Annotated in this window: 28 protein-coding genes; 16 read left to right on the forward strand and 12 right to left on the reverse strand. The window is 54.3% G+C overall.

Translation table 11 applies throughout. The features are described from left to right. The first annotated feature begins 4 nt into the window (after positions 1–4). From C6I21_RS03575 to wrbA, 4 genes are read left to right on the forward strand one after another with little or no spacing between them, the layout of a single operon-like run. Positions 5–1,357: an FAD-binding oxidoreductase gene (locus C6I21_RS03575; RefSeq protein WP_105958071.1), complete on the forward strand. Its 1,353-nt coding sequence runs from the start codon at positions 5–7 to the stop codon at positions 1,355–1,357. After that, positions 1,339–2,577: an amidohydrolase family protein gene (locus tag C6I21_RS03580; protein ID WP_105958072.1), complete on the forward strand. Its 1,239-nt coding sequence runs from the start codon at positions 1,339–1,341 to the stop codon at positions 2,575–2,577. The genes C6I21_RS03575 and C6I21_RS03580 overlap by 19 nt, the downstream gene beginning before the upstream one ends. Next, the gene (locus C6I21_RS03585; RefSeq protein ID WP_105958073.1) at positions 2,574–3,860 is read left to right on the forward strand and encodes an amidohydrolase family protein; all 1,287 of its coding nucleotides are present in this window, start codon (positions 2,574–2,576) and stop codon (positions 3,858–3,860) included. The genes C6I21_RS03580 and C6I21_RS03585 overlap by 4 nt, the downstream gene beginning before the upstream one ends. Continuing rightward, entirely contained in the window at positions 3,853–4,527 is a 675-nt protein-coding gene (gene wrbA / locus C6I21_RS03590; RefSeq protein WP_105958074.1) for an NAD(P)H:quinone oxidoreductase, read from the forward strand. The genes C6I21_RS03585 and wrbA overlap by 8 nt, the downstream gene beginning before the upstream one ends. Positions 4,528–4,997: 470 nt before the next feature. Here wrbA and C6I21_RS03600 read toward each other — a convergent pair whose 3' ends face one another. Continuing rightward, positions 4,998–5,264, reverse strand: coding sequence for an AbrB/MazE/SpoVT family DNA-binding domain-containing protein (locus C6I21_RS03600; RefSeq protein WP_181186069.1), 267 nt, complete (start codon positions 5,262–5,264; stop codon positions 4,998–5,000). A 449-nt stretch (positions 5,265–5,713) separates the two neighbouring features. Here C6I21_RS03600 and C6I21_RS16330 point away from each other — a divergent pair, with 449 nt between their 5' ends. Further along, entirely contained in the window at positions 5,714–5,857 is a 144-nt protein-coding gene (locus C6I21_RS16330) for a hypothetical protein (RefSeq protein ID WP_181186070.1), read from the forward strand. Positions 5,858–6,296: 439 nt separating this feature from the next. Here the strand turns inward: C6I21_RS16330 and C6I21_RS03605 are convergent, their stop codons facing one another. Both C6I21_RS03605 and C6I21_RS03610 read right to left on the reverse strand, forming a co-directional pair. Next, positions 6,297–6,674: a hypothetical protein gene (locus C6I21_RS03605; protein ID WP_142393204.1), complete on the reverse strand. Its 378-nt coding sequence runs from the start codon at positions 6,672–6,674 to the stop codon at positions 6,297–6,299. Positions 6,675–6,717: 43 nt separating this feature from the next. Beyond that, the gene (locus C6I21_RS03610) at positions 6,718–7,173 is read right to left on the reverse strand and encodes a flavodoxin domain-containing protein (protein ID WP_181186071.1); all 456 of its coding nucleotides are present in this window, start codon (positions 7,171–7,173) and stop codon (positions 6,718–6,720) included. A gap of 98 nt (positions 7,174–7,271) precedes the next feature. Between C6I21_RS03610 and C6I21_RS03615 the strand changes: the two genes are divergently transcribed. Further along, positions 7,272–7,682, forward strand: a complete 411-nt coding sequence (locus C6I21_RS03615; protein ID WP_105958079.1) for a YhfM domain-containing protein — start codon at positions 7,272–7,274, stop codon at positions 7,680–7,682. Positions 7,683–7,716: 34 nt separating this feature from the next. Here the strand turns inward: C6I21_RS03615 and C6I21_RS03620 are convergent, their stop codons facing one another. After that, the gene (locus C6I21_RS03620) at positions 7,717–9,069 is read right to left on the reverse strand and encodes a hypothetical protein (RefSeq protein ID WP_105958080.1); all 1,353 of its coding nucleotides are present in this window, start codon (positions 9,067–9,069) and stop codon (positions 7,717–7,719) included. A gap of 243 nt (positions 9,070–9,312) precedes the next feature. On the opposite strand from C6I21_RS03620, the gene C6I21_RS03625 reads away from it, so the two are divergent. Then, the gene (locus C6I21_RS03625) at positions 9,313–10,662 is read left to right on the forward strand and encodes a hypothetical protein (protein ID WP_105958081.1); all 1,350 of its coding nucleotides are present in this window, start codon (positions 9,313–9,315) and stop codon (positions 10,660–10,662) included. A gap of 422 nt (positions 10,663–11,084) precedes the next feature. Here C6I21_RS03625 and C6I21_RS03630 read toward each other — a convergent pair whose 3' ends face one another. The 3 genes from C6I21_RS03630 to C6I21_RS03640 form a co-directional block, all read right to left on the reverse strand. After that, positions 11,085–11,303, reverse strand: coding sequence for a hypothetical protein (locus C6I21_RS03630; RefSeq protein WP_105958082.1), 219 nt, complete (start codon positions 11,301–11,303; stop codon positions 11,085–11,087). 88 nt (positions 11,304–11,391) lie between these two features. Next, positions 11,392–12,570: a DUF2812 domain-containing protein gene (locus tag C6I21_RS03635; protein ID WP_105958083.1), complete on the reverse strand. Its 1,179-nt coding sequence runs from the start codon at positions 12,568–12,570 to the stop codon at positions 11,392–11,394. Next, entirely contained in the window at positions 12,567–12,905 is a 339-nt protein-coding gene (locus C6I21_RS03640) for a PadR family transcriptional regulator (protein ID WP_105958084.1), read from the reverse strand. The genes C6I21_RS03635 and C6I21_RS03640 overlap by 4 nt, the downstream gene beginning before the upstream one ends. A gap of 154 nt (positions 12,906–13,059) precedes the next feature. Here C6I21_RS03640 and C6I21_RS16335 point away from each other — a divergent pair, with 154 nt between their 5' ends. Further along, on the forward strand, positions 13,060–13,206 hold the full coding sequence (locus C6I21_RS16335) for a hypothetical protein (protein WP_181186072.1): 147 nt from the start codon (positions 13,060–13,062) through the stop codon (positions 13,204–13,206). A gap of 39 nt (positions 13,207–13,245) precedes the next feature. Here the strand turns inward: C6I21_RS16335 and C6I21_RS03645 are convergent, their stop codons facing one another. Continuing rightward, positions 13,246–13,521 (reverse strand): hypothetical protein, encoded by a 276-nt coding sequence (locus C6I21_RS03645; RefSeq protein ID WP_105958085.1) that lies wholly within the window; start codon positions 13,519–13,521, stop codon positions 13,246–13,248. Between the two features lie 154 nt (positions 13,522–13,675). Continuing rightward, positions 13,676–13,858 carry a hypothetical protein gene (locus C6I21_RS03650; RefSeq protein WP_105958086.1) on the reverse strand — a complete coding sequence of 61 codons (183 nt, stop codon included), beginning with the start codon at positions 13,856–13,858 and terminating at the stop codon, positions 13,676–13,678. A gap of 918 nt (positions 13,859–14,776) precedes the next feature. Here C6I21_RS03650 and C6I21_RS03655 point away from each other — a divergent pair. Then, entirely contained in the window at positions 14,777–16,708 is a 1,932-nt protein-coding gene (locus tag C6I21_RS03655) for a fructose-1,6-bisphosphatase (RefSeq protein ID WP_105958087.1), read from the forward strand. 206 nt (positions 16,709–16,914) lie between these two features. Then, positions 16,915–17,712 carry a hypothetical protein gene (locus C6I21_RS03660; protein WP_105958088.1) on the forward strand — a complete coding sequence of 266 codons (798 nt, stop codon included), beginning with the start codon at positions 16,915–16,917 and terminating at the stop codon, positions 17,710–17,712. A gap of 108 nt (positions 17,713–17,820) precedes the next feature. Here the strand turns inward: C6I21_RS03660 and C6I21_RS03665 are convergent, their stop codons facing one another. Continuing rightward, positions 17,821–18,387 carry a M15 family metallopeptidase gene (locus tag C6I21_RS03665; RefSeq protein WP_245411528.1) on the reverse strand — a complete coding sequence of 189 codons (567 nt, stop codon included), beginning with the start codon at positions 18,385–18,387 and terminating at the stop codon, positions 17,821–17,823. Positions 18,388–18,519: 132 nt separating this feature from the next. Between C6I21_RS03665 and C6I21_RS03670 the strand changes: the two genes are divergently transcribed. From C6I21_RS03670 to C6I21_RS03705, 6 genes are all read left to right on the forward strand, one after another. After that, positions 18,520–18,852, forward strand: coding sequence for a helix-turn-helix domain-containing protein (locus C6I21_RS03670; protein ID WP_105958089.1), 333 nt, complete (start codon positions 18,520–18,522; stop codon positions 18,850–18,852). Beyond that, entirely contained in the window at positions 18,849–19,589 is a 741-nt protein-coding gene (locus C6I21_RS03675; RefSeq protein ID WP_105958090.1) for an ImmA/IrrE family metallo-endopeptidase, read from the forward strand. Before C6I21_RS03670 ends, C6I21_RS03675 begins: the two co-directional genes overlap by 4 nt. Then, the gene (locus C6I21_RS03680) at positions 19,579–20,184 is read left to right on the forward strand and encodes a type II toxin-antitoxin system VapC family toxin (protein WP_105958091.1); all 606 of its coding nucleotides are present in this window, start codon (positions 19,579–19,581) and stop codon (positions 20,182–20,184) included. The genes C6I21_RS03675 and C6I21_RS03680 overlap by 11 nt, the downstream gene beginning before the upstream one ends. A 176-nt stretch (positions 20,185–20,360) precedes the next feature. Further along, positions 20,361–21,413 carry a homocysteine S-methyltransferase family protein gene (locus C6I21_RS03685; RefSeq protein WP_105958092.1) on the forward strand — a complete coding sequence of 351 codons (1,053 nt, stop codon included), beginning with the start codon at positions 20,361–20,363 and terminating at the stop codon, positions 21,411–21,413. Positions 21,414–21,967: 554 nt separating this feature from the next. Continuing rightward, positions 21,968–22,405, forward strand: coding sequence for a hypothetical protein (locus C6I21_RS03700; protein ID WP_142393206.1), 438 nt, complete (start codon positions 21,968–21,970; stop codon positions 22,403–22,405). A gap of 224 nt (positions 22,406–22,629) precedes the next feature. Beyond that, a complete protein-coding gene (locus C6I21_RS03705) occupies positions 22,630–23,040 on the forward strand; it encodes a hypothetical protein (RefSeq protein WP_245411529.1) in 411 nt (136 codons plus the stop codon). 157 nt (positions 23,041–23,197) lie between these two features. Here C6I21_RS03705 and C6I21_RS03710 read toward each other — a convergent pair whose 3' ends face one another. Next, positions 23,198–23,761: a plasmid pRiA4b ORF-3 family protein gene (locus C6I21_RS03710; protein ID WP_105958096.1), complete on the reverse strand. Its 564-nt coding sequence runs from the start codon at positions 23,759–23,761 to the stop codon at positions 23,198–23,200. A gap of 283 nt (positions 23,762–24,044) precedes the next feature. Beyond that, positions 24,045–24,332: a hypothetical protein gene (locus C6I21_RS03715; protein WP_105958097.1), complete on the reverse strand. Its 288-nt coding sequence runs from the start codon at positions 24,330–24,332 to the stop codon at positions 24,045–24,047. Between the last annotated feature and the right edge of the window lie 41 nt (positions 24,333–24,373).

Genomic DNA, 24,373 nt, shown 5'->3' on the forward strand with positions numbered 1-24,373 from the left:
CGCGATGCAGACAGGTTGGATCAAGGAACTGGAAGAGGCATTTCCGGATATGCGCATGCTGACAAAAGAGACACAGGTGCAGAAACAGTCGAAGGACTACTTCTGGTATTCGCCGGTGCTGAAAGAAGAGCTTGAAGGCGCGTCTGCGGACTGCGTCTGTTTTCCCGCTTCCACAGAGGAAGTGACCAGGCTGCTTGCATTCGCGGCGGACCGGCGCATTCCCGTCGTTCCAAAAGGGGGAGGAAGCGGCAACTACGGCCAGATCGTGCCGCTGTACGGCGGGATTCTGCTCGATATGACGAAAATGAACCAGATCCTCTCCATCGATGGAGACATCGGCCGGTTTCAGGCCGGCATCCGTCTTGGAAAGCTGGAGCGGGAGCTGCGGAAGCAGGATCTGGAGCTCCGCTTTTTCCCGAGCACGCTCATGACGTCGACGCTCGGCGGGTTTATCGCCGGGGGCACCGGCGGGATCGGGTCGATTACGTACGGCACGCTCTGGGATGAGGGGAATGTCCTCGGTCTGACGATTTTAACGATGGAAAAAACGCCGCGCGTGCTTCACATCCGCGGCGGGGAACTAAAAGCATATATCCACCATTACGGCATTTCCGGCATCATTCTCGACGTGGAGCTGGCGCTCGCGCCGAAAACGGACTGGGTGGACGGCTGGGCACAGTTTGATTCCTTTGCTGATGCTACGGGGTTTGCTGAGCATCTTGCCCGCTCGGACATAAAAAAACGCGTCGTCTCCGTCGTGGAAGCGCCGGTACCGGCAGTCTTTACCGGCTGGGAGGAGCGGCTCGTGCCGGGAAAGGCAGCTGTTTTATACCAGACGTCCCCCGGCGGTCTGGAAGAGGCGGCGCACGCGGCTGCCGTACACCAGGCCGTGCATACCGGCAGTGATGCTTCGTCCAGCATCCGGCTGAGCGATTTCGTCTGGAACCACGTGACGCTGTGGTGGCTGAAAAAGCATCCCGGGGATACGTACATTCAGGCGCGGTTCACGCCGCACTCGTACCGCCAGCAGATCCGCGCGCTGCAGAAAGCGTTCGGGGAGGAGATCGTGTTTCACCTGGAGTGGATCCGCGCAGGCGGCATGCTCGTCCCAAGCTCCCAGCTCATCGTCCGCTACACGACGACCGCACGGCTGTACGCCATGATGGATGCGATGCGCGACATCGGCATGCGTGTCAGCAGCCCGCACACGTACCTGCTGGAAGAAGGCGGCAAAGACGAATGGGTCGAAAAAATCTGTCAGGCGAAGCAGCAGAACGATCCGGATAACCTGCTGAATCCGGGCAAGACGAAAGGCACGCAGCCGAAGGAGGAAGCCGCATGTCTCTACTCTGGATAACAAACGGCGTCACGCTCGATGGAGAGGCGGCGCCGTTCCTCATTCAGGACGGTGTGTTCACCCGCCACGAGGGCACGGCTCCCGCCGGCGCAGACGTGCTCGATGCGGCGGGCGGCCTCGTGCTTCCGCCGTTTGTCGAGCCGCATATTCATCTGGACACGGCGCTTTTGCAGGAGGAAGAAGAAAACAAAAGCGGGACGCTGCAGGAGGGCATTTCGATCTGGAGCCGGCTGCAGCAGGAACTGACGGAAGAAGACGTCACCGCACGCGCGGAAACCGTCATCCGGGAGCTGATGGCAAACGGCGTTCTCGCTGCGCGCGCCATGGTCGATATTTCCGACCCGAAGCAGACGGCACTCCCGGCGCTTCTGGCGCTGAAAGAGCGCGTCGCTCCGTCGTTTCAGCTTCAGCTGACGGGTTTTCCGCAGCAGGGGCTTTCCTCATCCGAAAGAAAGCGGCAGCTCGAAGCGGCGGCAGCAGCTGGCGTGGATGCGCTCAGTGCCGTGCCGCATCTGGAAGCATCTGTTCAAGCCGGGCGGGACTCGCTTGCGTTCTGCTTTGATACAGCCGAGGTTTACGGCACGGACGTCCACATCTTCTGTGACGAAACCGACGATCCGTCGTCGCGCTTTATCGAAACGGCGGCCGGTGAAACGATCCGCCGCGGCATGCAGGGGCGCGTAACGCTCAGCCACTGCAATGCGATGGAGCATTACGATGACGCGGTAATGGCGAGTCTGCTGCCGCAGCTGAAAGAGGCAGCGATCCGTCTCGTCGTCTGCCCGCTTATCAATACCGCAGTGATCGGGAGAACGCCCGGATCTCCCGCCGGACGCGGGATTATGCCAGTCCGGAAGCTGCTTCAGGCAGGCATCCCGACTGCCTGTGCCCACGACGATCTGAAAAGTCCGTTCTATCCGCTCGGAAGTGCCTCGATGCTGCAGGCCGCCCATATGCTGGCACACGCCGCCCAGCTGACGTCCGCTGAGGAAATGCGGCAGCTGATCCGCATGATCTCGACAGAAGGCGCACAGATTATGGGGCAGAACGGAACGCTGGAACCGTGTGCTCCCGGGGACTGTATCATTTTACCGGTATCCGGGGCAGCGGATGCGCTGCGCCTGCAGCCGAAGCCGCGCTGGGTGGTGCGGGGCGGGTCGGTCCTTGTCGAAACGATCCCGGAAGAAACGTCATTTTCCAAGGAAGGGGTAGGTGTATGAAGATAAAAAATGTGTTGGATCCGGTCCGTGGCTGTGTGGATGTGACGGTGACGGACGGGGTGGTGCAGGCGGTGGTGCCGCATGAGCCGGGGCCTGCGGATGCGTGGTCGCCGGGGGCGCTCCCGGGTGCGGCGGGTGTGGTCGATGCGGGCGGACGGCTTCTGCTTCCGTCGGCGGCGGATGTGCATATGCATCTGGATAAGTCGCATACGTACGCGAGTGTCGGGAATGAAAGCGGGACGCTCGGGGAGGCGGTGGCGAATTATGCGCAGTTTGCCCCGGGGGTGACGGAGGAGGATATGCTCGCCCGGATGCGGAAAACGGCGCTTCGTGCGCTTTCGTTCGGAACGACGGCGATTCGGACGCACATTGATTTTCATACGCGTGCCGATGAGGAGACGACGTTCCGGGGCATCCGCTGTGCGCTGGCGCTGAAGGAGGAGCTTGCGCCGTGGATGACGATCGAGATTTATCCGATGCTGCCGTTTTTCCCGTACAACAAGGAGGACCACCGGCGCATCGAGAAGGTGACGGCGATGAATATCGACGGCCTCGGCGGGGCGCCGCACCTGAGTGAAGCGCCGGAAGAGGCGATTGATGCGCTGTTTCACTACGCCCGGGAGTCGGGGCTTCCGATCGACGTGCACACCGACGAAAGCGACGACCCCTCCGTGCAGACCGTCCGGACCATTGCGGCGAAAACGATGCTGCATCACATGGAGGGCCGCGTCACGGTCGATCACCTCTGCTCGCTGAGCGCGGTGCCGGAGGACGAGGCCGCGGAGATGATCCGTTTGATGAAGACGGCCGGCCTTCAGGCGGTGACGCTTCCGGCAGCGAATATGTACCTGCAGGGAAGAGAGGACCGCGGGCTCGTCCGGCGGGGAACGACGCGTATCCGGGAGCTTCTGGATGCGGGCATTCCGCTTGCTTCCGCTTCGGATAATGTGGTGGATCCGTTCCATCCATTCGGCCGGGGCGACCTGCTTCAGATTGCCCAGCTGACGGGCTATGCGGCGCACATGGTCAGTCCGGAAGACTGGAAGACGCTCGCGGAGATGATCAGCCGGGTGCCGAAGGAGATGATGGGGCTTCCGGAAGGCATTCATCCCGGGGAGAAGGCGTCGTTTATGATCGTCGATGCGTTCTCGCTCGGTGAAGCGCTCGCGTCGCTTCCGGAGGAGCGGGGGGTGTATCATCACGGCAGCTGGGTGGCGTCGACTTCAAGCAGCACGCAGTTTTCGCCGGCGCTCGGCCGGACGGAGGCGCCGCAGTATGGCTGAGATTCTCGTCCTGTACTACAGCGCCTACGGTCACTGTCAGGCGATGGCGGAAGCGGCGGCCGCCGCGGTGGAAGGCAGCGCACGGCTCCGGCGCATTCCGGAATGGAACGAGGAGGTGCCGGCCGCTGCGTCGGATCCGGTTTCGTCGTCGGCCGGTGTGGCTTCCTCGTTCGGCAGCCGGAGGGAGCGCTACGAGACACAGCGGGAGCACCAGACCGGGACGCCGGAAGCGGAGCTGGAGGACCTCCGCCGGGCGGACGGGCTGGTGCTCGCCTTTCCGACGTACTACGGCATGATGCCGTCGCAGGTGAAATTTTTTCTGGAGAAGGCGGGAAGCCTCTGTGCGGATGGCAGTATGGAAGGCAAGCCGGCCGGCGTGATCACCAGCGCCGGCTCGATCCATACCGGGCATGAGTCGACGCTGTTGACGACGATGGTGCCGCTGCTTCACTTCGGTTTCGTGCTCGTCGGGCTTCCCTACACGCAGAATCCTGAATACTTAACGGCCGACGCGGTCGGCGGCACGCCGTACGGCGCTTCCACGCTCGCCGGCCCCGACAGCAGCCGCACCCCTGACCCGCGCGAGCTGCTTTTCGCCGGACGCCTCGCCGAAAACGTCCACCGCATCGCCCGTGGCCTCGAACTCGTACGGGCAGAAGCGGAGTGAGCGGGTTAGGGAAACCGCGGGCTGAACTGCGCCCGCCATCTGCTTTCGAACCGTGTGCTGATTGGATCAGCGGGGCCGTCGGGGGTTTTGGCGGCCGGTCTCTGGAGGTTGCTGGTGGCGGTAGTGGACCTTTTTCGGGGAGAAGTGGACGTTTTCCGGGAGATAGGTGCGTTTTTGCGCGGCGGAGTGATACCTTTTGAAGGAAGTGGGCACCGGCAGCTCCGTTACGGACGTTCACCCCGGAGTTGTGAACGTACAGCGTTGAGTTACGGACGTTTTCCGAAGAGAAGTGAACGTTTTTCAACCCGCCGAAAAAAACCTCCAGCAACGAACGAAAAGCAGCAGGCTCATCAGCGGCCTGCTGCTTTTTAAGGTCAAAAGAATGATAGGTGCATTCATTGCAGGAAGAAAACGTGTCTTTCCCGAAAGATATCACAATTTTTCCGGCATGAACCTCCGAAGAGAGGATTCTACCGATCTTTCAAATTCCGCAGAGCATGATTATAGCGGGACATCACTTGGTTCATCGCCTCTTCCGTATCCGGACGCACTCCTTCCGGAAGGGAACGCGGCTTTCTGCTTTTTTTGTACTCGATCGTGCCTGCTTCCTGATCATACGCTGCTTCTAATTCATCTCCTATTTCGAGACGGAGCGATTCCCGGGCTTCGGCGGGGATGCTGACGACAAAGGTATTGTTGACTTTGCTCACTCTTCCGCGGATCACATGCTCCTTCATTAGACTTCCCCCGTTCCTGAAAAATGATGCCTTCATTATAACCTGTCCTCATTAAAATGGCATCACCGCGAAACAAACCCGCCGACTCCCCCCAAAAAGTGCTGCGTTTTCCTATCAGCGAAAAAGATAACTGCGCGTGTGAAAAGATTCTTTTACCTGCACAGGCTGCACCAGCCGGTACAAAGCACACAAATGAACATAGAAAGTACTAGAATCAATAAATAGAAATATATGTTAAAATAGCTGTTAAATTGAGATTTTCGTCAGCACTCCCTTTTCATCCCGGGAGCGGAGGATAACGTTTTCGCTGAAGATGAAACAGAGGCAGAGGGACTTACAACAGAAATGGACTGCGAACGCTTAATCATTCAAGAATCCCACTCTTCACACTGTAAGGTGTAGAGCTTGCCCCTTTAGGGGTGGGAGTGTCAAATGGAGGAGGTTTCTTTTTGGATCTGATTGTCTTTTTGATCGTCTATACGATCGTCATCCTCGTCATCAGTCAAATATTTGTAGGTAAACAAATTCGCGCATTAGAGCAGAGAATCGAAAAAAAGATAGCACGTGATAAGGATACGGAAGATGAAGAATAGAAGGAAGTTCGTTACATTCCAATGAAGAGAGCTCCCTTTCGAAGCACCGAACCCCCGCCCGCCATCTGCTTTGGAGCCGAGAGCTGTTTGGATCAGCGGGGCCGCCGGGAGTTTCGGCGGCCGGTATTTGGAGGGTTGTCTGGTTTGGGGCAGTGGACGTTTTTGGGGGAGAAGTGGACGTTTTCCAGGAGATCGGTGCGTTTTTGAGCGGCGGAGTGATCCCTTTTTAGCGAAGTGGACGCCGGCCGCTCCGTTACGGACGTCCACCCCGGAGATATGAACGTACAGCGTTCAGTTATGGACGTTTCCAGAAGAGAAGCGGACGTTTTTCGAAGCACCGAAACAGCAACCGCGGGCCGAACCCCCGCCCGCCATCTGCCTCCAGACACGAAAAGACGGAACCTCCGCCGGACAGGAAGGTTCCGTTTTTTTGCTGCTGCTACACGTTCTGCCGCAGCGAGCGGGTAAACAGGATACCGGATAGGATCACCAGCGCGATGTTTGTCTCCGTATTGTAAAGGAGATTGTGGAAAAAGCCGGTGCTGTAGCCGAACAGGTAGAGCCAGTAGTAGGACGGTACCATGCAGAACAGAAACAGCGCAATGGCAGGGGCCATCATCCAGCCGACGCCGATCTCCCCCTGGAAAACCGAGCGCAGCTTCCTCCATTCCACGAGCACCCCGAACAGAAAACCGGCGAGCCCCATTTTCAGAAAAGGATATGGCGTCTGGTCGTTTTCCTGGATCGCCTGTTCCATCTCCCAGTGCGCATCGCCGATCACATACAGCGCAAGAATCATACCAGCTGCAATACACAAAGCATACACGAATTTCCCGATGGTACCCCTCCTCGAAAAGTGCCTACCAGCGCCCATCTTCCCGCGCTGCACGGATCTGCTCCGTAAACGCATCGATCAGCTCTTCCGTCTCGTCCACATCATTGTCGATATCCACCTTCACACTGTCCGCAACCAGCGTCCCGTTCTGCTGCCGGATGGCGTCCGTCAGGTGATCCACCGCGCCCGCAAAATGCGCGTAGCCGGAATCCCCCGAGCCGAACACCGCAAACGAAAGCCCCGACAAATCCGTATCCTCCAGATCCCCGTACAAATCATCCATCTCCTCCGGCACATCCCCGTCGCCCCACGTGAACGAACCGACCACAATCAACTCATACTCCCGAAGCTCTGACACCTCCACATCCATCGCCTCTTTCACCACGACCGTCACATCTGCCTGCTCCAACCGCTCCTGAATCATCTCCGCCAGCTCCTCCGTATGCCCGCTCATCGTCGCGTACGCAACCAGAACCGTCATCGATAACCCTCCTGTACTTCGTCTTACCTCCATTGTACGCCCTGACCCGATTTCCTGTACAATGGAAAATGACATTTCCATCGGAAGGAGCAGTTGAGATGAAAACATACCGATTCTGCCTCGGCGCCGGGCTGCTTTTTGCAGCTGGCTGCGGGTCCGGGAATCTGAACAATGCTGTGAATCCGGACGACATCGACGAAATCCGGCTGTATGCGACCGACAATTTTCAGTCAGAAAACCTAGAGCTGCAGCAGGTATATGACACAAACGAAGACATCGCCGCCTGGGCCGGCATCATCAACAGCGCCGACCAGGTGGACGGGATGGTGGATATCGCCGCCCCGGATTATGAGATCGCGCTCATCGGAGAAGAGGATACCGATCCCTACTTCCTCTGGTATTCGGAAGACAGCGCCTCGCTCATGGACAGCGCAGACACCCATACGCTTTACAGCATCACCGAAGACGGAAAAGAAACCCTTTCAGAGCTGATGGAGGAAAGCGGGTAAGGTCGTAGGGAGAAAATCCCTATCCGAAATATCTTTATTCGGGACCTTGTACAAGCTGTTCGTACGATTCGTAAAGCTCGAGCATCCGTTCCAGATTCTTCTTCTCTTGTTCGGTAATCGTATGTTCTACAGTACCCTGACCGGAGAAGCGGACTTTGGCTGTAGTGGACTCTGCAATCGTTCCTAGAAACTCGATATACTGATCCATGTTGTAAACTGTATTATGGCTTGCTGCCATATACCATTCATAAATACCGCGGTCTACATCTGTCTGCTTATCGAGTCTCTCTATAAACCATGTTTCTGTCTCTCCGTCTACAATGAATTGTATCTGTTCGAAAAAGATCCAGCTGTCCCTATGAAAGCCAAGAACCATATAAAATTCCCCAAAGATAGAAGGGTCATTTTCAAAGCCTAAGTCGCCAACTTTCAATCTCGGATAAAACGCAACACCGTGGCGGGGAATTTCGATGTACTCTGTACTATATCCGGAAGGTACATAAATAGTGACATCGTCAAATTCGTCATAGCGGTAATCCGTATATTCGAGAAGTTCTTCCAATTCCGCTTTTTTTGAAGCAGTAATGGTATTATTCAATTCTGTTTCCAGATTATCCAGCACCATTGTATTTCCTTTAGCATAATCTTTCGTTTCCTGAAGCAGTGTGAGGGCCTCATCCAGCTGCCCCTCCGATTCTAATTTACGGATAGCTTCAATATCCTCCAATACCGCTTCTTTTGAATAAGTTTCAATAAGGTCGGAAGAAACCTCATTACTTGTATACTCGGATTCTGCGTCCTCTAATGTCTGCATTGCTTTCTTGGTTAATCCATTCTCATATTCTGATTCCGCTTTTGCTATTTCCTGATCAAGGGCACCGGCATACAGATTCTCTAATTCTACAGCAGCGTCCTCGTGATACTGCTTTGCGACAGGATCGACTTCTTTCAAGTGTCTGATTGCACGGTCGAATTCATCTGTGCTTTTAAATTCCATGCCATACTCGAATTTCGTCACAGATTCTTCAATCTGCTCCAGCGTTTCAGAAGTGCTGCGGATTTCCTGGTCGAGGTCTGATACAGGAAGAGCATCTAAGCCATTTAAAGAAACTATGTAGTCTTCATAATTAGAAACGTCTTCTTCAAGAGACGTGTTGATCTCCTCAAGTAAATCGGCGGCTGCGGTTTCTATTTCATTACGCAGGGTTTCCCGCTGTTCGTCTTCCAATTCTTCATCTGCTAAAGCAGTATCAGCTGCTTCAGCAGCTTCGCCGATGTTTCCTTCATCGAATAAAGAAGTAATGGTGTTTTTGTGAGCAGTATATGGGTCGGAGCACCCTGCCAGTAAGACAACACCACCAACAATTATTAATCTTTTTTGTAACAAAAGACATCCCTCCTGAATGGAAATAATGAGTATATAAACCTAATAAAATAGACGAATAACCCAATTTTACAATATTAGTCTTATAATTCAATAGAATAAAGGAAATTAAAGGATGAAAAATAGCATTCAGGATGAATAAAATAGTTTGTGTTCATTCTGAAACGATAACTACATAATCGAACAGGACTTTCCCGGCACGGAATCGAATCGAAATCAGTGGATAGACAGACAGGAGGCACGGTGATGAGTACAAAGAAGTGGTATAACGAGCGGAAGGCACAGTTGAAAAAGCTGAAACGGACAGAGCTGGAGGAGTGGGTGCTCCAGTGGATGGAACAGCATCCGGGGCTGGATGAGGCGTTTTCGTTTTCGCATTCATCGAAAGAGGACGAGGTGGAAGCAGCGGTGCGGCGGATCCGTGCGGCGCTGAAGGAAGCGCAGAATCCGTTCCGGGATACCTTGGAAGCAGCAGAGACAGACCGTATCCAGTCGGTACTGGACCGGGCCTGGAATCTGGAGCAGGACGGGGAGCCGGTCCGTGCGTTCCGGCTGTACCTTGTGCTGCTGGACGAACTGGAGGGCACATCTTTTGACGAACTGCAGGCAGAAGCGGCGGAAGCATTAAGTGACATGTTCTGGGGGGAAGACGCCTATCTGGCCCCGAAGGAGCAGGAGGAGATCGCAGGAATGATGATGGAACGCATCAAAAACCTCAGGGATCCGCTCTGGTTTGATTTGATGAGTGCCAGTCTGCCGCTGACGAAAGTGAATCCGCGTTTCCACAACCTGTTTCGGGAGGCGCTGGAGACCGGTAGATTCCTCGTTTTACCGGAAAAGGAAGAATTTAAGGAACGGCAGCTTCTTATACTGGAGGGGAAGCTGCTGGAGCTGCATGAGGATCCGGCGGTGGCCGAGGCGTTCCGGGAGAAGCATCGTTCGAAGGTGCCGGGCTTTTTAATGGGTCTGGTGTGGTCGAAGTGGGAGCGCGGCGAGATGAAGGAAGCGCTGGCGCTGTTGGATGAGGAGCTCGCGTGGAAACCGGACGGAATGGAGCGGGAGCTGCTGCTCATGGCGAAAGCGGATCTGCTCCGGGATTCCGGAGCAGAAGACGCGGCGCGGGCGTTTGTGAAGGAATGCCTGCTGGGGCCGTTATCCGATCCGGCGGCCGAGGGGCTGTACAACGTCTGGAAAACAGTCGTGCCGGAAAATGCGTGGGATAAGGAACTGGAGAGGCTGATGGCAGAAATTCCCATGAAGTCGCATTTGTTCATTCATATCTGCATGCAGGAGGGACTGACCGGCCTGCTGAAGGCGGTATGTGAAGCAGAGCCGGAGCTCATTTTGTCGATGTATGAGGCGTTTCTGCCGGAGGACGATGCGTTTGTCTACCGGATGATCGAAACCCATGTCATGCAGGAGGCAGCGAAGGCGTCGACCCGCCGCGATTACGAAGGGCTCGCGGAACTGCTCATGAAGTACGCGTGGATTACCGGAGCGGGCTTCGTGAAGGAACTCATTGAGCTGCTCCGGAAGGAATATCCGAGGAAAAGGGCGCTCCGGGAAGAGCTGGAGGAAGTTGAATTCTTGTTGTAATCGAGAGAAAAAAAGCAGTTTCCGGCAGACCGTCCGGGAGCTGTTTTTATTGGAATGGATAAAATCTGAAGACTTTTTTACATAAGCATGCTGAGAGCTGCAGCACCTGCTTTTCGCTTTCGGCATGGAGAAGTTGGACTTTTCCGGGGCACTGCGGGAATAGTAGGCGGAGAAGTTGGAATATAGGTGGGAGAAGTTAGACGATGGCAATGGAGTTGGAATGGGCCGCCGGGTTGTTGGACTGGAAGGGGCAGTTGTGAGAGCGGAAGCGTCCGTTGTGAGAGAAATCGGCTCCGAAGTTAGACTCCCCCGCAGCTGCGCTTCTCTGCTCCGGCTTCCGCCGGAACGCAGGCAGGGAGCGGGAACCCATTCACTAATTTTCACTTTTCATTTAAGGGGGGCAGCGCACAAAAAAAGAACCCTTACTGCTGCAAGGATTCCTTCTGTGATATAAGCTTCCAGAAAAACAGGGACAGGCCGAGGACCGTCAGTACGAGCGAGACAGCAAGTGTACCCGGGTAGTAGGTCCAGGCGGCCTGCATGGAGCCTGCTTCCCCCGCAGCGGCGGCGGTTTGTTTCGTGAAGCTGAGTATAAGAATGCCGGTTAAGAGTAACGCGGCGCTTGTCATTAACGTTTTCATGTTCATTCTCTCCTGTTCTCTATGTTTCATCATCCAATGTATGAAGACTTTACCTTTTTATGGATGGCATTAAACATACAGCAGGCGATCAGGTGAAAGATGAATCTTTCGGCTTACGCTCGCGGAAGTAGTACAGCCAGACGCGGACGACGGAGCTGAAAAAGAAAATCATCACAAACGGATAGACGGTGACGTTGAACCATTCGAGACCGGATAACGAGGCGCTGCCCTCCTCGAGCGCGTTCGGGAGGATAAACGAAAAATAGTTCAGCGCAAACAGCATCACGATCGGGAGAAACAGAATCGTGTACGTTCTCGTCACGCGCATCGCCGCACGGCTCCGGTCTTCTGCCGTGTCATGCATGACGGGCTTCGGTTCTCCGGCGCGGCAGGCTTTCCGCCAGATCGACCATTTCTGCCACACCATGCCGGAGGCGTACACTTTTTCCCAGCCGGCCTCTTCGTGAAACTGATGGGCGCCGGCATCGGCGCGCCCTTCAAACAGCACTTCGTAGGCGTAACGCTCGGCGGGTCTGCGGTCGGTAAAGCGGAAGCGGATGCCGCCGGGGCGGACGCTCTCCAGATGCCAGCCGTCATTTTCCTGGCGCTCGAGCCACGCTTCGAGCTTATCCGGCGCATACATCCAGCCGGGCTTCATCCGGTGCTTTTTCACCCCGGCTCCGTCCGTGTCCTCCGCCGGCAGTTTCTGCTGGAAAAGGCGGGCCGATTCGCGCTTCAGTGCAAGGAGCTGATACACACCGAGAACCGTAACAAGAATCTGCAGGAAAAGGGCGGTGTACGTTACGATCCAGAGCGGGCTTTCCACGCGGGTGACTGTCACCGGCGCATCGGACAGATACAGCGGGAGAAAAATGGCCGCCTGCATGCTGAGGGAAAGCACGATAAATAGAAAGTAGATCCACCAGACTGCAGCAATGCGGCTGTTTCTCGATTCGAGACCGTCCCGTACGATCGTCGTTTTTACGTCCCGGGACGGTTTTTCGTTCGCGTAGACGGCCCATTTCCGGCGTCTTGAGGCGACGTGCCAGCCGTCTTCTTCGAGGGCGTGCGGGAGCGGATGGTTCCGGCTGCGGTCGAAGCTGACGGCGAACGTGGCGTGCTCCGGCTGGGCGCGGGTGAAGGTGAAGCGGCTCGTTTTCGGCTGAAATCCGGTGAGCCGCCAGCCTTCTTCGGCCTTCGAGGCGAGCCAGGCTTCGGTTTTTTGGATGTGGAAGCTCCAGAATGGGCGGAATGTCGTTTCGGTCACGGGGATCCCTCCTGATGGGCGGCGGCGTTCGTGTACAGCTCCTTTAACCGTTCGGTTTCAAGGCGCAGAATCTCGGCGCCGGCCGGGGTGATTTCGTACGTTTTCCTGCGCCCGCCGCCTGCATAGACGACGAGAAGCTGGTCTCTGGTCATCTTCGTCACCGTGCCGTAGACGGTCCCCGAGCCGAGCGTGAGGCGGCCCGCGGTCAGCCGCTCCACGTATTTGATAATGCCGTAGCCGTGGCGTGGCTCATCCGCCAGACTCAGCAGAATGTAAAACGCCGTTTCCGACATCGGGATGTATTTTCTGCGCAGGTGTTCGGTTGCGTAGCTCATATAGTGCCTCCTAAGTATGTCACGCTGTGAGTATATCACGTTGTGACACATTCTGCAAAATGTTTCCATGTTTGCAGTACAGGGCGGGTGGGGTGTAACGTGGGGGAGGAGATGCACGTAGAAACAGACAGGACGAATCACAAGGAGGTTCTTCATGGATCCGATTACGCTGGTGCTTCTCGTCATTTTAATTATCGCCTTCTTTCCGCTCATTCTGCGGAGTGTCGGCTGCCTGCTGCGGATTATTGCCGCCGTCGTCATCATTGCAGTCGGCATTTCACTGCTCTCACAATTACTGTAAAAAAAGCGGCCTCCCCGTCTTCCGGGAAGGCCGCTTTCGTTATTCCGCCGAGGTGGCGATATTGTTCAGCGCGTTTTCCACGCCTTCTTTGTCGCCGCCCGCATAAAACATGGCCAGCAGCTCGTAGCTCGTACGCAGATCGATCAGGTAGCAGTCGTGCGTCTGCGTATTGTACACGAAATGATGCAGCTCGCTTCCTTTCGTTCCGTCGACCACTTTGTACGGCCCCGCGTCAAACAGCTCCCGCATGCCGCTCTGGGCAAGCTCCATAAACTCCTCGCGCGTTACCTTTTTCTCTGCAGTAAATTGACTCATCGTATCCCTCCTGAAATCCTTTGTTATCCCCAGACAGTTTATCACGACAGGCCGGAGGGAGAAAACGAAAACGGCTTTCTGTATGCAGGAGGGGAGAGGGGAAGGCTGCTTGTTTCAGCAGACGGGCAGCTTTGCTGCCTCTGGACAGACATACCTACGCCTCTTCTTCGTCCTTTACTATAATCGTACAAACATCCATTTTCACACTGCCGGATTCATCTTCTTTCAGAGGTTCTTCGCTCACGTTTCGAAAAAAGAAGGCCTCGATATCCAAGTCGGTTAATATTGTTATCCGCTCTTCCCCGCTTTCTTCCAATATTCTTTCAAACTCCTCCATTGTCAGGCGCTCTCCGTCCTTTCAGAAAGGCAGCAGCTTTTTTGCCGCTGTATCTTGTGTCCTGATCAGCCGGCTGATGGTTACCAAAGTATCGCTGAGATAGCATTAGCGCGTGCTGGGCTTCTTTCAAGAAATGACATCCGGATGCATCGAGGCCTGTTCAGAGCGGGAAACCTGCGGGCGGAGCCCGCCATCTGCTTCAGACCGGTGACCGTTTCCGGCGGAGGGCAGCGGGGTGTGCTGCCGGTGGATGGGGAAGTTGGACTTTTTCGGTGCGGAGTGGGAATACCGGACGTCGGTGTGGGAATTTCGGCTGGGAAAGTGAGACTTTCCGGCCGCTGTGGGAACGGCCCCCTCTGTAGTGGGAGCGCTGGGCTGAGTTATGGGACTCGAAGCGGCCGTTATGGGAATCGATCTCTTCGTAGTGGGACTCCATGGCGGATAAGAATACTGCGGGCGGAGCCCGCCATCTGCTTCAGACCGGTGACCGGTATCGGCGGAGGGCAGCGGGGTGTGCTGCCGGTGGATGGGGAAGTTGGACTTTTTCGGTGCGGAGTGGGAATACCGGGCGTCGGTGTGGGAATTTCGGCTGGGAAAGTGAGACTTTCCGGCCGCTGTGGGAACGGCCCCCTCTGTAGTGGGAGCGCTGGGCTGAGTTATGGGACTCGAAGCGGCCGTTGTGGGAATCGATCTCTTCGTAGTGGGACTCCATGGCGGATAAGCACGGCTCCGCGCAGCCGCACCGCCGGGCAGCAGTTCACCGCCCGGCATGCCATCCAATTCTGAAAATTTTTCCTTTTTCTACTGGTTCCATACCGGGATCTGCTATAAACTGGAGATACATCGGTACAAAACTGTCACGAAGAAAAAGGCCTGCTGCGGGGGCTGTCCTGCAGGAGGACAGAGGGGGTATTCGGGATGGATGTAAAGTATCTGGATCTATTGGCGAAAAAGTACGGCAGTGAAGAGGAAGTGGCGACGGAGATTATTCACCTGGAATCGATTCTGGATCTGCCGAAGGGCACGGAGCATTTTGTCAGTGACCTGCACGGCGAATACCAGGCGTTTCAGCACGTGCTGCGGAACGGCTCGGGCAACGTGAAAATGAAAATCGCCGATGTGTTCAAGGGGGAGCTGAGCGAAGCGGAGATGAACGAGTTTGCGACGCTCATCTACTACCCGGAGGAGAAAATGAAGCTCGTCAAAAGTACGTTCACGAGTAAGGAAGCGCTCGGGGAATGGTACGAAAAAACGATCGCGCGCATGCTGCGGCTGATTTCGCATTCGTCCTCCAAGTACACGCGCTCCAAGCTCCGCAAAGCGCTGCCGCAGCAGTTCGTCTACATCGTCGAAGAGCTGCTGTACAAAAAGGATGAGTTCGACGACAAAAAAGAGTACTACGAAAAGATGCTCGAGCGGACGATTGCTTTCGGACAGGCGGACAACCTGATCATCGGCCTCGCCTATACCATACAGCGGCTCGTCGTCGACCATCTGCACGTCGTCGGCGACATTTACGACCGGGGGCCCGACCCGCACAAAATCATGGATACGCTCATCAACTACCATTCGCTCGACATCCAGTGGGGCAACCACGACGTGCTCTGGATCGGCGCCTACGCAGGCTCCAAAGTGTGCCTGGCCAACATCATCCGCATCTGCGCACGCTACAACAACCTGGACATCATTGAAGACGCCTACGGCATTAACCTGCGGCCGCTGTTGAACCTCGCCGAAAAATATTACGGTGACAACCCGCCGTTCCGCCCGAAGCGTACCGAGGACGACCAGCTGACCGAGCAGGAGCAGCTGCAGATTACGAAAATCCACCAGGCGATCGCTATCATTCAGTTCAAGCTTGAAAGTCCGATCATCAAGCGGCGCCCGTGCCTGCATATGGAGGACCGGCTGCTGTTGGAGCGCGTTGACTACGGCAGCAGCGAAGTAACGATCCACGGGAAAACGTACCCGATCGAAAACGGCTGCTTTGCCACCGTGGATCCGGCCGATCCGACTGCACTTCTGGACGAGGAGCAGCAGGTGATCGACAAGCTGCTGTTCTCCATCCAGCACTCCGAGAAACTGACGCGCCACATGAACTTCCTGATGAAAAAGGGCAGTCTTTACTTGAAGTATAACGGCAACCTGCTGATTCACGGCTGCATTCCGCTGGAAGAGGACGGCAGCATGAAAGAAATGGATATCGAGGGCACGGCGTACGCCGGGCGCGAACTGCTCGACGTGTTCGAGCGGTATGTGCGCGACTCGTTTGCCCGCCCGGAGGAGACGGATGATTTCGCGACCGACATGATCTGGTATTTGTGGACGGGGGAGAATTCGTCGCTGTTCGGCAAGCGGGAGATGACGACGTTTGAGCGGTATTTCATCCAGGATAAGGCGACGCACAAGGAGCGGAAGAATCCGTATTATTCGCTGCGGGAGGATGAAACGATGTGCCGGCGCATGCTGGAGGAGTTCGATCTGGACCCGGATCAGGGGCGCATCATCAACGGGCACACCCCGGTGAAGGAAATCGACGGGGAGAATCCGATTAAGGCCGAGGGGAAGATGATCGTGATCGACGGCGGTTTTTCGAAGGCATACCAGTCGACGACGGGGATTGCGGGCTACACGCTTCTGTACAATTCGTACGGCATGCAGCTCGTCGCCCACCAGCATTTCAACTCGAAGGAAGACGTGCTGACGAAGGAAACCGACGTTCTCTCGGTGAAGCGTCTCGTCAACGAGGAGCTCGTGCGGAAAAAGGTGCGGGAGACGAACAACGGGGAAAAGCTGAAGCAGGATATCGAAAGCCTGCACCAGCTGCGGGAACACCGGTATATGAAATAGACAAAGCGCCGCTCCTTTTTCGTAAAGGGGCGGCGCTTTTTGAGCAGATATTAGTATACTAATCGTTATTTTCGAAGAGGCTGTGGACTTAATAGATGGAGGAACTATAGACTGTACAAAAGCAGTTAATGTTGAATGAAGGAACAAATGATATGTTCTTAAGAGTATCTTATTATTAATTTATGAGAACAGGGAGTTTTAAATATATGAAGAGAGTTGTCGCGATTCTCATTGCGGGAGCCGCTTTAGCTGGTGTGGTGCTGGTCATTATGGGAACGATAAGCGATGATTCTCAAGCCCCCTCTTCCGGCAGTGAGGCAGTAATAGGAGCTAATTACTATAGTCTGCGTGATACCACCGGCGAACAATCGATCAATATGTTTGCGATGCAGCCGGTGGATGCGTCGGTTGCATGGAGGGAAGACACGATCGAATCGATCACCTTTGCAAATGAGGAAATGGAGGTCGAAAATGTCCGTGTCAGCACCGGAGGAGAGCATTCCGGTCACATCCTCCTCAACATTATATTGAATGTCCGCTATGACAATACCGGGCTGGAAACGACAGAAGATATGACAGTGACATTTACAGATGGCACGACAGAGACGCATACGTTTGGAGAGATGTCCTTTAGGCGATCCGATTCTCACTATACGGAAGTGTTCGGGACGCTGGATGACTATAGAGTGACCTACGAGGATGTACACTTTGAGGCTGCTTTAGAAAATGAGGCTGCGGAAACGATCCACCTCCGTCAAATCAGCGACAATCAGAATGTACTGAGCTACCAGTTCGAGCCGGCCTTGGAAATGGCGGAAGGAAGCCGGGAGGACATAAGCATCACGTTTGATGTTGAGGACGAAGCCTATGATTTCTATACGCTCCATCCGGTGGTTCACTACAGTCGGGAAGAAGGAGCGGAGGAAACCATCGCGCTGCCGCCGGTGCAGTACAATGTGTTCCTGTCGGACGAAGAAAAAGCGGAGCGGATACTTACGGAATAACGTCGTTTATCATGCAGGGGAAGTGCAGAGGGAGCCTCTGCGGTTTCTGCATGAATCGATACATGGAATAGACAAAGCGCCGCTCCTTTTTCGTAAAGGGGCGGCGCTTTATTCAGCGGTGCCGGTTTCCCGGGCCTGCTGCAGCTCGTCGATCGAGAGGCCGAACGTCATCTGCAGGTGCGGGTAGTCGCGGAAGCCGTGCCAGTCGCCGCCCCACTCAAAGCCGATATCCTTGGCGATGGTGGCCACTTCGAGCCAGTCCGGCTCGCCGCTTCCGTTGAAGTCGGTTTCCGTGTCCCAGACGAGCCCGTCGTCGGTTTCGAGCGCATAGTCAATGGCGAGGCCGTAGTTGTGGTACGACTCCCAGGCGGCGGCATGGGTGACGATATCCCCGCCGGCCGACCGGCCTCTTGCATACAGCTCATCCTGGCGTTCCGGGGAGCGGTAGCCTTCTGTAATCACGAGGCGGATGTTCTCCGCCTCCGCCCGCCGAAGCAGCTCCTGTTTGGCTTCCTCCACGCGCGGGTGAAGGTCGTTTTCCGACACGACCGCCTCCGCGGAGACGAGCGGATTCCGCTGTTCTTCAGTACTGCCCGGAATCTCCACCGTCTTCCAGTCGACCGCTGACAGCGCCGCGAGCGCCGCCAGGAAAAACATGACTAAAAATAACCGCATACGTTTCCACCTTCTTTTGTTTATCCTATCACAGGAAGAAAAGAAAGGGATAATGAAAGAGAACCTGGAGACACCAGTGTATACATGAATACAATTTTTGATATAATTATGTATACAACAGGAGGTGTTCCGATGAATACGCAGGAATTGGTTCGTACTCGTCTTAAGCAATGGCTTGAAAAAGAAAATAAATCATATGAGTGGCTGGCGGAACAACTGCATGTAAGCAAAGCTCTGGTTGGTCATCTTTTGGCAGGAAGAAGGACGTTTCAGCCTCATCACATCGAACAGACAGCGGCACTCATGAATCTTTCAGTATCCGAACTACTGGCCCGGGAAGAAAAGGGGAAACTGCATGTACAGCTGCGCGGCGAGTTAACAAACCGACGTTCCAGACGAGAACTGGATAATGTTATTTTTGCCGTGGAGGATTATCTGAATATAAAGGAACAGAAAGGCTCATGAATCCAAAGGAAAAAGCAGAACAGATTGCAGAAGCCTTTGCTCAGGATTACCTTGAAGAAACGCTTGGGCATGACATATTTATTGGTGCTTTTATTGAACAGCTTGTAACAGATGAGGCGAATGTGATTTATCATTGGGTGGAAGACCCGGGGTATTTCGGTGCCGCTCTTACGTCATCAGAAAACGAGCGGTTTATCGTTATAAATACGTACCATCCACTGCGCATGCGTTACTTCACTGCTGCTCATGAGCTGTGGCATTTAACAAAAGGATCCCTTTATGCCGGAGATGATCCCAACTTCGACCACGAACGAGCAGCAGATCGATTCGCCGCCGCTGTGATGATGCCGAAAGCCTTAACGAAGTATTTGTGGAGACAGTTCCGCAAAGCCTATACACCGGAAATGGCAGTCATTCATATTGCAGACATGGCCGGGGTGCCGTACAAGGCAGTAGCCCGAAGGCTTCAAGAATTAAATGAGAAGCCGGTCCACCTCAAATGGACAGAAGAACAATGGGGAAAATGTCGGGAAGCTGTGGGGCTGAACCGCACCCCTCTGGATATGCCGCTCCGGGGACAGCACTTTACCGCTTATGAAAAAGCAGTCAACCAGATGGTAAAGGAGCAGGAATTGAACAAGCTCAGCGCTGCCAATAAACTATCACCTTATGCACCAGCGCTCGCTGAACAATATCAGCAGGAAGCAGCTTATAAGGATCGGCAGAATGAAGACTGACAATGCGGCATTCATTGATGCAAATGTGTTAATCGAAGCAGCGGCTTACAGTCAAGAGAATGTTTTGGAATGGTTGTCGAACCTATATGAAGCAGTATATATCCACCAGCAAGTTTTGGAAGAACTTCAGCTTTCCAGCGTACGTAAACGTGTAAAGACTTATATTTCTCAGGGAAAGTGGAAACTGTTTGATCCAGAGGATGAAGCTGTACTTTCTGACGCTGATTACGCTGTGTATGACAGCTATGTCAAAGATATCAGGGAGGCCTTCCGGAGACTGGACCGGAAGAAAGAAGCAGAGGGACGAAGAATCAAACATACAAATGATTTAGGGGAAATGCACTGTATTGCTGCTGCGCTATTACTAAATGTTGGCATTATCTGCAGTAATGATTATGATATTGGCGAAGTAGTGGTCGACGAGCATCTTACAATTCATGTGCCTAACGAGGAAGAAATGCCCCTTCAGCACGATACTCTGGTCGATGTCTGTTACGCGGTGATCTGCCGGGAGATCGGTTCAAAAAGCAGCGTACGTAAATTTTTAAAAACGGTTCGTTCCAGCCGAATAAGCGATCTGGATGCACGACTTTAAATGAAAATCACGATCGATTCAAACAGAAACAAAAGATATCATTATCAAGTAAAACAATTCTGTCAACTTTCTTGACTTTGCTCCTTCAGCGGTGTATTCTGCAGGCTACTCGAAATTTGTTCGGGCCTTCCCCTGTGCCCTGGGCGCAGAATTGATAAGGAGAAAGAGGAGATATCATGGCAAAACGCAGTCTGGAACAACGGTTGGAAGAAGGAACGGTCATTGCCGGAGAAGGGTACCTGTTTGAACTGGAGCGCCGCGGCTATCTGCAGGCGGGCTCGTTTGTGCCGGAGGTGGCGCTTGAAAATCCGGAGGCATTAAAGCAGACGTACCGCGATTTCATGAACGCAGGCTCCGACGTTGTGCTCGCGTTCACGTACAACGCCCACCGCGAAAAAATGCGCATCATCGGCAAGGAGGACGTGCTGGAGCCGCTGAACCGGCAGGCGATCCGTCTGGCCAAAGAAGTCGCCAAAGAGCACCCGACAGAAGAAGCACTCGTCGCCGGAAACATTTCCAACACGAACATCTTCGACCCCGAAGATCCCGCGACAGGTGAAAAGGTCCGCGCCATGTTTGCGGAGATGATCGGCTGGTGCAAAGAGGAAGGCGTCGATTACGTCAACGGCGAGACCTTCTACTACCACGAAGAGGCCGTCATCGCTCTCGAGGAGATTCAGCGCCAGGGGCTGCCTGCCGTTATTACACTCGGACTCATGGGCGAAAACATCCTCCGGGACGGGTACACGGTCGAAGAGTCCTGCCGTCTGCTTTCGGAAAAAGGGGCACTCGTCGTCGGCATGAACTGTTTCCGCGGCCCGGATACGATGCAGCCGTACCTGGAAAAAATCCGCGCCGAGGTGGACGGTTACGTCGCCGGCCTGCCGGTGCCGTACCGGACGACCGAAGAGCATCCGACGTTTTTCAACCTGCCGGATGCCGGATGCAGCTGCCATCTGCCGACCGAGACAACGTTCCCGACGTCGCTCGATCCGCTGTACCATAACCGGTACGAGCTCGCCGCCTGGGCGAAGGAAGCCAAAGATGCCGGAATCAACTACATCGGCCTCTGCTGCGGCGGATCGCCGGCAATGCTCCGCGAAGTCGCCGAAGCGGCCGGCGAAGAAGCCGTCAACTCGAAGTACTCCCCGGACATGGAAAAGCACTTCCTGTTCGGCAAAGACGATACTCTCTCCACCCACAACGTCAACTACCGCGGCAAAGCGTAATAGAACCGGCCGGCTTCCCGAAGACAGGGGAGCCGGCTTTCTTCGTAGTATAAGAAAACATAAAATCCGAAGCCTTCTCCAGGCAGGTGTGCCAAGGGATGCGGCAGTTCACCGATTGTTCCATCGATCGCTTTCTCCGCTATGCTCGTACGTCTCTGTCCGCTGCTCAAAGGTCTGCCGGAGCTTGGTGATGATCTCCTCTGCGCGTTTTTGTGGGCGCAGAAGCGTCCGTTTCGGAGAAATGCAGCGGAGATCAAGGATCGCAACGGCGGTGTTCAAGATCGCCACGCCGGCATGTCAGACCGCCATGGGCTGGATAAAGACCGCCATACCAAGGGTGGACCGCCACGCGGGAGCAGAAGACCGCCACACTGAAAACAGAGATCGCAACGATAGGCAGAAACATCGCCACGTGCTGGGCAAAGACCGCAATGGAACTGCTGAGAAGTGAATGATGATTGGGCGGAGCCGGTTTTCTTCGTGCATCTGATGAATCGTTTTTCCTTTCCCGCCCGTACATTTACGACACGAACGATTCAGGAAGGGAGACGCACATGAGAAAACAACGATTGCTTTTGGCCGCACTGCCCCTGATCCTGATCGGATGCTCCGGCGAAACGCTGCAGGAATACGTGTTTGCAGCAGAAACCGACTCCTGGGAGACGGAGCTGTTCGTAGAGCAGCACCCGGCCGCAGAAAATATCTCCGAAGAGGCGCTTCTGCAGGTCCAGCATGCAGGCGACAGCGCAGATATCGAGTCAGTGGAAGTACAGCTGTGGATCGATAGACTCGGTGGAGGGAGCACGAGCACCAGCTTAAGTTACATGCCGGAGGACGGCAGCCTTGAAATGCTGCTGAGCAATTATGATTTTGTATATGAGGAGGAAAAAGGGAATCCGATCCACGTGCAAGTCACGTGGCAGGAGGATCAGGAGGAGTATACGGACGAGATGGTCCTCGAGCCTGCCGGTTCACAGGAGACAGAAGGGTAGAGCAGACCTGCGGCGGCAGGGATGTATTTTTCAAAACGACTTTCATAATAAAAAAGGAAGAACGCTGCTTTACAGCGAATCGGTCATATTAAAGAAACTTATCGTTTCTATGAGATTACCGTGTAGCAAGCCGGTCGCGGGAAGCTTTATGAAACGCGGAGGCCTCTGCACGGATTGTTTCAGCTATCAAGGAAAGTCATCCGTAAAAAGATGGAGGGACAAATGTGAAATTTACAGGCGAAGTGAACGAGTCAGGCTATTTCTTTAATTTTGAAGCGATATCGGAACCAAGAACGAAGGATACATCGTTAAGAATCATTGTGAATAGAAGTAAGGAAATAGCTGATTTACTCCTCTTTCCTGATCCGGATAGTAAGGTGACAACCTTCCAAATCGATTTCCCGAATTATATTACGTATTCGGTCACCTACGATGATTATACGGTTTGGGACAATGGAGAAACGTTTGAAGGCGAAACATTTCGAATCTATTCAAAATCAAACTATCTGGATTATGTTCAAAAAAAGTTTGACCTGGAGGGAAAGCAAATAACGCATTATTCATTAGCCTGCGAAGAACATCATGTCGACATCATCTCTGAACACGAACCAATCGTGACAGAAGTTTCCTCGTGACGCTTTCGACGAAGGTCAGCAGTTCCATTGCACATGATGTATGGGAGAGCGTTCATTCAAGCAGTCCCGAAGAGCCTGGGCAGAACAAAAAAAAGAGCCTATAAGGAAAGGTATCTTTCCCATAAGCTCTCCGCATGCTTCGCATTTCCGCGTCAACCTACACCCGCTTCAGCTTCCGGTTCACTTTCTCCCGGTAGAAATACTCCGGGTCAAACTTTCTGCCGTTCGTATCTTTTTCCGCCCAGGCGAGCATGTTCTCATAGTCCTCGTCCTCCGGGGAGCGGATGACGGAGAGGAAGTACGCATAGCCTCCAGGGCCGCCGACATCTTCCGGCGGCCGGCTTCGTTCGCCACCGGTGCAGACGACCTCTTTCACCGGAAGCTCGAACGTTTCCTCGAGCGTGATGCGGTGCAGCCACCCGTCGCCGAAGTCGTATTCATAGACACACTCCTCGTATTGTTCCATCACCTGCTCGACTTTCACTTTTTTCGGCGCTTTCTCCACTTCATGAAACGAAAAATCTCCGCCCGGCTCGATAATCAAAAAATCGGAAAATTCAAAGCTGTACAGGTGGTAATCCTGCCAGTCAAATGCGGCTTGAATGATTTTGTGCAGCCGGTGAAACGAGATGTTGGCCGGCACATGCAGCCGCCGCCAGATGGCCGGCTCGATCTCCTCCAACGTGATGAGCAGCTGGTAATGTTTGTACGTCTCCTGCATCGCTTTTTCCCCTTTCTTTTCCGCCTATCACAGCTCCTGATAGTGCATGCATATATGCACGCATACAGAAGGAAAGCCGCCCGGCGGTGGCGTTCTTCCTCTCATCATACGTAACGAAAGCGCCGCTGTATACAGCAGAAGAGATCAATCAAAAACGACCCCTTTGGATAGGATCCGGTTCCAAAAGGGCCGTTTCCGCTTTAAGCGGCGGCTGGCTTGGTTTTTTCTCGATTCTCCCGAAGCCGCAGAAGCCAGTCGACGGCGAACAGCGTAAGGGATAAGGTCAGGAGCATAGAGAGAACGGAGGGGCGAGAAAGAGGCTGAAAACGAACGCGCCTACGACGTGGAGGAGCAGTATACATATCGTCTTGTATGCCGGCGAAAACGAGCTGACCCACTCGATCAAGAGCATGGCGGGCAGGCCATAAAGAAAGACCTGCACGAACATAAACATCGGACCGAGCACAACGGCTGTCAGCAGCCCGTAGTTAAAATCAGCGGAAAACACCGCATACAGCGCAGCAAAAAGAGGGAGGGCAAGGAGAATCGACGCAATTTTCCGTGGCACCATCAAAACCGCCTCCTGCTTCGTAAGTGTTTCCTCCATTTTAC

It is taken from the genome of Alkalicoccus urumqiensis, from assembly GCF_002993335.1.
GTDB lineage: Bacteria > Bacillota > Bacilli > Bacillales > Salisediminibacteriaceae > Alkalicoccus > Alkalicoccus urumqiensis.